This window comes from uncultured Intestinimonas sp. (genome assembly GCF_944387245.1).
Taxonomy (GTDB): domain Bacteria; phylum Bacillota; class Clostridia; order Oscillospirales; family Oscillospiraceae; genus Intestinimonas.
On record NZ_CALXEE010000084.1, the window covers coordinates 1 to 8,228 of the forward strand.

Here is an 8,228-nt window from a genome sequence, read left to right on the forward strand (position 1 = left end):
CGTCGTCTGCGGACGACGGAACTCTGCGAGGCTCTTTCACAAAACCTGAGGCGTTTCTACTTTTTCGACAAGCTGAGGAGGCCCGGAGCCATGCTCCGGACCTCCTTTTATGATTGGATGATTCAGGCCAGGTACTGCTTGAGGGCCTCCACTCGGTCGGTCTTCTCCCAGGGCAGGTCGATGTCGGTGCGGCCAAAGTGGCCGTAGGCGGCGGTCTGCTCGTAGATGGGCCGCAGCAGGTCCAGGTCACGGATGATGGCGGCGGGACGCAGGTCGAAGTGGCGCTCCACGATCTTGGAGAGCTCCTCCTCGGGGAGGACGCCGGTGCCGAAGGTATCCACCAGCACGGAGACGGGGTGGGCCACGCCGATGGCGTAGGCCAGCTCGATCTGGCACTTGCGGCACAGGCCGGCGGCCACCAGATTCTTGGCCGCATAGCGGGCCATGTAGGCGGCGGAGCGGTCCACCTTGGTGGGGTCCTTGCCGGAGAAGGCGCCGCCGCCGTGGGCGGCGGCCCCGCCGTAGGTGTCCACGATGATCTTACGGCCGGTGAGTCCGGTGTCGCCCACGGGGCCGCCGATGACAAAGCGGCCGGTGGGGTTCACGAAGAACTTGGTGCCGGCATCGATGTACTGGGCGGGGATGATGGGCTTGATGACCGTCTCCACAATGGCCTCCCGCAGGTCCTTCAGGGCGATGTCGGGATCGTGCTGGGTGGAGACCACGATGGCGGGACAGCGGACCACCTTCCCCTCCTCGTCGTACTCCACGGTGACCTGGCTCTTGCCGTCGGGGCGGACCCACTTGAGCTCGCCGCTCTTGCGGACCTGGGCCAGCCGCCGGGTGAGCCGGTGGGCCAGGGAAATGGCGGCGGGCATAAGCTCGGGGGTCTCGTCGCAGGCGTAGCCGAACATCATACCCTGGTCGCCGGCGCCCACCAGGTCCAGGGGATCGCTGTCGCCGCCCTGCTGGACCTCATAGGACTGGTTGACGCCCATGGCGATGTCGGGGGACTGCTCGTCGATGGCGGTCATGACGGCGCAGGAGCGGTAGTCGAAGCCGTAGGCGGGATCGGTGTAGCCGATGCGCTCCACGGTGCGGCGGACGATGGAGGGGATATCGGTGTAATGGCTGGTGGTGATCTCACCCATGACCGTTACCATGCCGGTAGTGGTGAAGGTCTCGCAGGCCACATGGGCATGGGGATCGCTGGCCAGGATGTCATCCAGAACAGCGTCGGAGATCTGGTCGCAGACCTTATCGGGATGTCCTTCGGTAACGGATTCAGAGGTAAATACGCGGTGACTCATAAACATTTCCTTTCTTTTTTCCGTTGGCGGCGAAAAACAGCAACAAAAAAACGCTCCCACCGACGGAGCGCACGAGATCTTACCCTCATCTTTCGAACACTGCCGCCGGATTTGGCACCTTGCGGTCTCCCACAGGTTGCCGGGCTTCATCGGGCCGTTCCCTCCGCCACTCTTGATAAGGTTATGGAGTTGTACCCTCATTATAGCATCTTCATAGAAGATGTCAAGGCCTCTTACCTGGGACCATACGGCAATAAATTGGAAAGTTCACAATTTCTTATAGACTTCCCAGGCGAAAGAGGGTAAAATACTTTGCACACGAATTCATTACACTTGAAGGAGGCTCCCTCATGCGCTCCGTGGACAGCTGGCTGGACCGCTTCTGCTACAAACACCCCAAACTGGGGATTCCGAATCTGATGACCATTCTGGTGGTGGGCACCGCGCTGGTCTACCTCATGGACCTTTTCAGCAACGGCATGTTTTCTGCCATGCTCTACTTCTCCCCCACCGCCATCCTGCATCGCTTTCAGCTCTGGCGTCTGGTCACCTTCCTCTTCGTGCCCCTGAGCTATGAGCCCTTTACCCTGGTCCTCTCCCTGTACTTTTACTGGTGGATCGGCCGGAGCCTGGAGCAGGAGTGGGGAACCGTCAAGTTCACCGTATTCTACGCCTGCGGAGTGCTCTTCAACATCATCTTCGGCTTCCTGGCCGGAGGCACCAGCGCCACCTACCTGAACCTCTCCCTCTTCTTCGCCTTCGCCAGCCTCTACCCCGATCTCCAGGTGCTGCTCTTCTTCATCATCCCCGTCAAGGTCAAGTGGCTGGCGTGGATCGACGCCGCCTTCTTCGCCCTCACCGTTCTCTTCAACCTGATCAACCTCAACTTCGTGGGGGCGTTGCTGCCTCTTGTTGCCATCCTCAACTACGTGCTCTTCTTCTGGTCCTTCCTCCGCGACTTCGCCCTCCGTACCTTCCGTCGGGCCCAGCATCAGAACTCCCGGCAGACCATCAATTTCAAAAAGGCCGCCCGGGAGGCCAGGAAGGACAAGGGCTACCTCCACAAGTGCGCCGTCTGCGGCATTACCGACGCCGACGACCCCAACATGGAGTTCCGCTACTGCTCCAAGTGCAACGGCTACTACTGCTACTGTATGAACCACATCAACAACCACGTTCACATCCAGTGACAGAATGAGATGGGAGGTATTTTTATGACGGAACAGGAACTGGTGGACCGCGCCTTTGCCATGCTGGACCGGTCCTATGCCCCCTATTCCCACTTTCCCGTGGGCGCCGCCCTGGAGTGTGCCGACGGCACCGTCTTTACCGGCTGCAATGTGGAAAATGCCGCCTACGGCTCCACCATCTGCGCCGAGCGCACCGCCGCGGTGAAGGCCATCAGCGAGGGGCACCGGGACGACTTCGTCCGCATCGCCATCGTGGGCAACTCCACCGACTACTGCTGGCCCTGCGGCGCCTGCCGCCAGTTTCTCTTCGAGTTCGCCCCCGACCTGGAGTGCCTCATCGCCCGGGAGGACCACGAATACGTAAAGCTCCCCCTCCGGGAGCTCCTGGCCCACGGCTTTGGCCCCAAATCCCTGCTGTAAACCCGTTTTTTTGACGGCTGCATAAAACCTCCCCATTTTGGCTATCCTAAGACCCGGATACCAAAATGAGGAGGTTTTTTCCGTGATCGTGGATAAGATCGCCCTGATCCTGGCCATCGTGGGCGGGCTCAACTGGGGCAGCATCGGGATCTTCGGCTTTGACCTGGTGGCCTTTTTCTTCGGCGGCTCCGGCAGCGCCATCAGCCGTGTAATCTATACCCTGATCGGCCTCGCCGCCGTGTGGTGTATCTCCCTCCTGTTCCGGGACACCACCGCCGGAAAGCAGACCTGAACGAGACCGCCGCGCATACCCAAGGGTATACGCGGCGGTCTTTGTCTGTCTATTCCACTTTATAGGCCAGCAGCCAGATGCTCACCGACAGACAAATACCGATGCAGGCAGGTATGGAGATGCTCAGGGGGATGCTCCGAAGCACAAGGTATGCCAGTACCACCACTGCGAACAGCCAGACAGCGGCATTGGCCATGGTGGCACGGTGCCGGAACCGCCCGCTCCGACACCACAAGGTCACAGCGAGAGGGAGCACGTAGGCCGCCGTTCCCGCCCCAGTGATCACTAGAAAGGGAACCCAACCGGTCCAGGACTCCAACTGGGCCACCCGTTGATCGCCGTCGGAGTAGATTCTGGGCCAGACATCCCTCATCTCGTTCAGGCAGAGCCGGAAAGCTGCCTGCTGCAACGCCGCACCCACGGCGATGACCACCGTCCAGGCCAGGGTCCGGCCCAGCACCGGCTGCCAGGCCGGCCTGTCGCTGGTCCGCTCCAGGTCAAAGGACCCGGTGAAGGGCCATTTCAGCCCCCGGTACACCGCCAGGCTGGTAAATGTAAGCAAATGAAGGCTCAGGAGGAGCGGTACTCCGCTGCCGTTCCAGCTTGCGGCCGCGTTGAAGTCATAAACCAGCCAAAGTCCCAGGAAAAAGAGCGTCTGGCCGCGCAGTACCCCGCTCTCCCGGAGCTCCCACTTGGCGCTGTTCCACAGTCCCTTCACCGGTCGCCACCTCCAAAGACCTCCATGTACTTCTCCTCCACCGACACGCCCTCCCGCTGCCGCAGCCCCTCAGCGGAGGCGGACAGGACCACATAGCCCGCCCGGAGGAAAAGGACGTCGTCCAGGATGGGTTCGATGTCGTGGACCAGGTGGGTGGCCATGAGGAGGGCATTGTGGTCCTCCATAACCCCCGCCGCCGCCGACAGGATCTTTGCCCGCTCCACCGGGTCCACGCCCCCCAGGGGCTCATCCAGGAGATAGAGGTCGGCATCCCGGGCCAGGAGCAGGCCCAGGTCCAGCCGCTCTGCCTGGCCCTTGGACAGCCGGGACACCGGCTCCCCCTCCGGGAGGTTCCCCGACACCGCCCGGAACCGGTCCAGATCCAGGCCGGGGAAGAGGTCCCGATACCACCTGACGGCCTGCCGCACCGTCAGCTCCCGAGGTAGCAGGGTATGGTCGGCCATATAGGCCACCTTGGGCCGGTCCCGGCGGGAGATGGGCCGCCCGTGGAGGAGGATCTCGCCCCCGTCAGGCCGCCACAGCCCGGCGATGGTCCGCAGCAGGGTGGACTTTCCCGCCCCGTTGGGACCCAGCAGGCCGGTGATGTGCCCCGGGGCCAGGGAAAAGCTGCACGCCCCCAGCACGATCTGCCCGTCCAGATACTTACAGAGCCCTCTGACTTCCAGCAGACTGTCCACCGTCTCCCTCCTCCCCACTCAGCCGCTCAGCGGCCTCCAGCCGGGAAAAGCCCAGCCCCGCCATGCCCTTCAGGTAGGCCTCCACCAGGGTCTGTGCCATCTCCTCCCGGAGGGCGGAGAGCCGCTCCCAGTCCCCGGTGACGAAGGAACCCACCCCCCGCCGGGTCTCCAGCAGGCCCTCCCGCTCCAGCTCGGAACACACCCGCTGCATGGTGTTCAGGTTGATGCCGTACCGGGCAGCCAGCGCCCGCACCGAGTCCACCCGGCTCCCCGCCGGCAGGCCCCCCGTCACCATCTCCCGCTTCATGTCCTCCATCACCTGGAGGTAAATGGGTACGCTGTTGCTGAACTGCATAGTGCTCCTCTCCTTGTGTCTTAGTGTTCTATATAAATAATACACTAGAACAGAAAAAATAGCAAGAAATTTCATGGCCGCGCCGCTGAAAGGGGCGCATGGCCCATTTTGCTCTGCTTTTGCAGCGCAAAAAAGGCTTGACAGGGACACCCCCGGGGGGTATTATAAAGATGCCCCCCACCCCTGGGGGGTGTTCTTAGAACCATCTAACATGGGAGGGACCGGCCATGATGGCAGATCAGAAAACGGTGCTCCGGCTCTTAAAGACGGCCCGGGGACAGATGGACGGCATCATCAAGATGGTGGAGGAGGACCGGTACTGCATCGACATCTCCACCCAGGTCATGGCCGCCGAGGCCATGCTGAACCGGGCCAACAAGGAGATCCTCACCGCACACCTGAAGCACTGCGTCAACACCGCCCAGACCCAGGCCGAGCGGGAGGAGAAGATCGACGAGCTGGTGGACATGCTGGGCAAGATTTTGAAGTAGTTCCCTGTTCTTTTTCTTTCCTTCTTTTTCTTGAAAGAAAAAGAAGCAAAAAGAACTTTAAGCTTTCAACTGGGTGAAATCTCAGGCCATTTTCCTCTATTTTAAGTTTTTAACACGGAAAGACTGAGGTATTTATGAAACAAAAATTTACCGTGACAGGTATGAGCTGCGCCGCCTGCTCCGCCCACGTGGACAAGGCGGTACGGAAGCTGGAGGGCGTCAGCGAGGTCAACGTGAACCTGCTGGGCGGCTCCATGACGGTGGAGTACGACCCCGCCGCTGAGTCCCCGGAGGCCATCATCGCCGCCGTGGACGCCGCCGGCTACGGCTGTGCCCTGCCCCAGGCGGCAGCCAGCAAGGGCGACGCCCGGGTGGATACCCGGGCCGAGGCCGCCAGGCAGATGGAGGAGGAGCTCAACGGCATGAAGCGCCGGTTCCTGGTGTCCCTGTGCTTTCTGGTGCCCCTCTTCTACATCGCCATGGGCCACATGATGGGCTGGCCCCTCCCCGCCTTCTTCCATGACAGCCGGAACGCCCTGGCCTTCGCCTTCCTCCAATTCCTGCTGGTGCTGCCCATCATGTATATCAACGACAAGTACTACCGGGTGGGCTTCAAGACCCTCTTCCACGGCGCCCCCAACATGGACTCCCTCATCGCCGTGGGCTCCGCCGCCGCCGTGATCTACGGCGTCGCCGCCATCTTCCAGATCGGCTACGGCCTGGGCCACGGCGATATGGAGCGGGTCAACCACTGGGCCATGGACCTCTACTTTGAGTCCGCCGGCATGATCCTCACCCTCATCACCCTGGGCAAGTTTCTGGAGACCCGGTCCAAGGGCAAGACCTCCCAGGCCATCAGCCGCCTCATGGACCTGGCCCCCAAGACGGCCACCGTCCTCCGGGACGGCGTGGAGACCGAGGTGCCCGTGGAGGAGGTGGCGGTGGGCGACCTCATCCTGGTCCGGCCCGGCGCCTCCATCCCCGTGGACGGGGTGGTCACCGAGGGCAGCTCCTCCGTGGATGAGTCCGCCCTCACCGGCGAGTCCATCCCCGTGGAAAAGGGCCCCGGCGACAGGGTGGTCTCCGCCGCCATCAACAAGTCCGGCTCCTTCACCTTCCGGGCCACCCGGGTGGGCGACGACACCACCCTGGCCCAGATGATCGCCCTGGTAGACGAGGCCGCCTCCTCCAAGGCCCCCATCGCCAAGCTGGCCGACAAGGTGGCCGGGGTCTTCGTCCCCGTGGTCATGACCATCGCCGCCGTCACCGCCATCGTCTGGCTCATCGCCACCGGCGGCGACATCACCCGGGCCCTCACCGCCGGAGTGGCCGTGCTGGTCATCTCCTGTCCCTGCGCCCTGGGCCTGGCCACCCCCGTGGCCATCATGGTGGGCACCGGCAAGGGCGCCGAAAACGGCATCCTCATCAAGTCCGCCCAGGCCCTGGAGACCCTCCACAGCATCCAGACCATCGTCCTGGACAAGACGGGCACCGTCACCCAGGGCAAGCCCAAGGTCACCGACATCCAGCCCGCCGAAGGCGTCACCGAGGAGGAGCTTCTCTGCGTGGCCGCCTCCCTGGAAAAGCCCTCCGAGCACCCCCTGGCCGAGGCCATCGTGGCCGAGGCGGAGGAGCGCAGCATCCCCCTGGTCCCCGCCGAGGGCTTCCAGGCCCTCCACGGCCGGGGCGTGCAGGCCGACCTTCAGGGCTCCGCCTTCCTGGCGGGCAACCGGGCCATGATGGAGGAGCACGGGGTGGACCTGGGCAGCCACCTGGCCGCCGCCGACGCCCTGGCCGAAAACGGCCGGACGCCCCTCTACTTCGCCCAGGACGGCAAACTTTTGGGCGTCATCGCCGTGGCCGACACGGTGAAGCCCACCAGCGCCGCCGCCATTTCCGCCTTCCGTGACCTGGGCATCGACGTGGTCCTCCTCACCGGCGACAACAAGCGCACCGCCGACGCCATCGGCCGGGAGCTGGGGGTGAGCACCGTCATCGCCGAGGTGCTGCCCCAGGACAAGGAGCGGGTCATCGCCGACCTCCAGGCCCGGGGCAAAAAGGTGGCCATGGTGGGCGACGGCATCAACGACGCCCCCGCCCTGGCCCGGGCCGACGTGGGCCTGGCCATCGGCGCCGGTACCGACGTGGCCATCGAGTCCGCCGACATCGTTCTCATGAAGAGCGACCTCATGGACGCCGTTACCGCCGTGGAGCTCTCCAAGGCCACCATCCGCAACGTGAAGGAGAACCTCTTCTGGGCCTTCTGCTACAACTCCATCGGCATCCCCCTGGCCGCCGGCGTATTCTTCCCCATTCTGGGCTGGCAGCTCTCCCCCATGTTCGGCGCCGCCGCCATGAGCCTGAGCTCGGTGAGCGTGGTGTCCAACGCCCTGCGGCTCAAGCTCTTCAAGCCCAAGCACACCGCCCCGGCCTCCCCGGAGGTCCCCGCGAAGCCCGAAACCATAAAATCCACACCGCAAAATGAAAAAGGAGTGTCTGTTATGGAAAAGAAAATCATGATCGAAGGTATGATGTGCCAGCACTGCGTGGCCCATGTCACCAAGGCCCTCACCGGTCTGCCGGGCGAGTCCGCCACCGTGTCCCTGGAGGACAAGTGCGCCACCGTCAGCGGCCCCGCCACCGACGAGGAGCTGAAGAAGGCCGTGGAGGAGGCCGGTTACCAGGTGGTCTCCATCCAGTAATTGAGAACCGTACAGAAAGAGGGCGGGTCCACTGAGTGGACCCGCCCTCTCA

The 8,228-nt window shown here is 63.2% G+C and carries 9 protein-coding genes and 1 riboswitch; of the genes, 5 read left to right on the forward strand and 4 right to left on the reverse strand.

Annotation, left to right across the window (positions count from 1 at the left end; all coding sequences use genetic code 11):
• Nucleotides 1-122: 122 nt before the first annotated feature.
• The gene (gene metK / locus Q0K15_RS09690; RefSeq protein ID WP_294515647.1) at nucleotides 123-1,310 is read right to left on the reverse strand and encodes a methionine adenosyltransferase; all 1,188 of its coding nucleotides are present in this window, start codon (nucleotides 1,308-1,310) and stop codon (nucleotides 123-125) included.
• Between the two features lie 82 nt (nucleotides 1,311-1,392).
• Nucleotides 1,393-1,492, reverse strand: a riboswitch (SAM riboswitch).
• Between the two features lie 168 nt (nucleotides 1,493-1,660).
• Between metK and Q0K15_RS09695 the strand changes: the two genes are divergently transcribed.
• The 3 genes from Q0K15_RS09695 (at nucleotide 1,661) to Q0K15_RS09705 (ending at nucleotide 3,212) form a co-directional block, all read left to right on the forward strand.
• On the forward strand, nucleotides 1,661-2,500 hold the full coding sequence (locus tag Q0K15_RS09695) for a rhomboid family intramembrane serine protease (protein WP_294515648.1): 840 nt from the start codon (nucleotides 1,661-1,663) through the stop codon (nucleotides 2,498-2,500).
• 24 nt (nucleotides 2,501-2,524) lie between these two features.
• Nucleotides 2,525-2,920 (forward strand): cytidine deaminase, encoded by a 396-nt coding sequence (gene cdd, locus Q0K15_RS09700; RefSeq protein ID WP_294515649.1) that lies wholly within the window; start codon nucleotides 2,525-2,527, stop codon nucleotides 2,918-2,920.
• A gap of 85 nt (nucleotides 2,921-3,005) precedes the next feature.
• Nucleotides 3,006-3,212, forward strand: coding sequence for a DUF378 domain-containing protein (locus Q0K15_RS09705; RefSeq protein ID WP_365933811.1), 207 nt, complete (start codon nucleotides 3,006-3,008; stop codon nucleotides 3,210-3,212).
• A gap of 49 nt (nucleotides 3,213-3,261) precedes the next feature.
• On the opposite strand, the gene Q0K15_RS09710 is transcribed toward Q0K15_RS09705, so the two are convergent.
• Genes Q0K15_RS09710 through Q0K15_RS09720 form a run of 3 tightly spaced genes read right to left on the reverse strand, consistent with a single transcriptional unit; the run spans nucleotide 3,262 to nucleotide 4,983 of the window.
• Nucleotides 3,262-3,930 carry a hypothetical protein gene (locus Q0K15_RS09710; protein WP_294515651.1) on the reverse strand — a complete coding sequence of 223 codons (669 nt, stop codon included), beginning with the start codon at nucleotides 3,928-3,930 and terminating at the stop codon, nucleotides 3,262-3,264.
• Nucleotides 3,927-4,628: an ABC transporter ATP-binding protein gene (locus Q0K15_RS09715; RefSeq protein ID WP_294515652.1), complete on the reverse strand. Its 702-nt coding sequence runs from the start codon at nucleotides 4,626-4,628 to the stop codon at nucleotides 3,927-3,929. Before Q0K15_RS09715 ends, Q0K15_RS09710 begins: the two co-directional genes overlap by 4 nt.
• Nucleotides 4,594-4,983: a GntR family transcriptional regulator gene (locus tag Q0K15_RS09720; RefSeq protein ID WP_294515653.1), complete on the reverse strand. Its 390-nt coding sequence runs from the start codon at nucleotides 4,981-4,983 to the stop codon at nucleotides 4,594-4,596. The genes Q0K15_RS09715 and Q0K15_RS09720 overlap by 35 nt, the downstream gene beginning before the upstream one ends.
• 227 nt (nucleotides 4,984-5,210) lie before the next feature.
• On the opposite strand from Q0K15_RS09720, the gene Q0K15_RS09725 reads away from it, so the two are divergent.
• Together Q0K15_RS09725 and Q0K15_RS09730 are read left to right on the forward strand one after the other, a co-directional pair.
• Nucleotides 5,211-5,474, forward strand: a complete 264-nt coding sequence (locus Q0K15_RS09725; RefSeq protein WP_294515654.1) for a metal-sensing transcriptional repressor — start codon at nucleotides 5,211-5,213, stop codon at nucleotides 5,472-5,474.
• A gap of 134 nt (nucleotides 5,475-5,608) precedes the next feature.
• Nucleotides 5,609-8,176, forward strand: a complete 2,568-nt coding sequence (locus Q0K15_RS09730; protein ID WP_294515655.1) for a heavy metal translocating P-type ATPase — start codon at nucleotides 5,609-5,611, stop codon at nucleotides 8,174-8,176.
• Nucleotides 8,177-8,228: the final 52 nt, after the last annotated feature.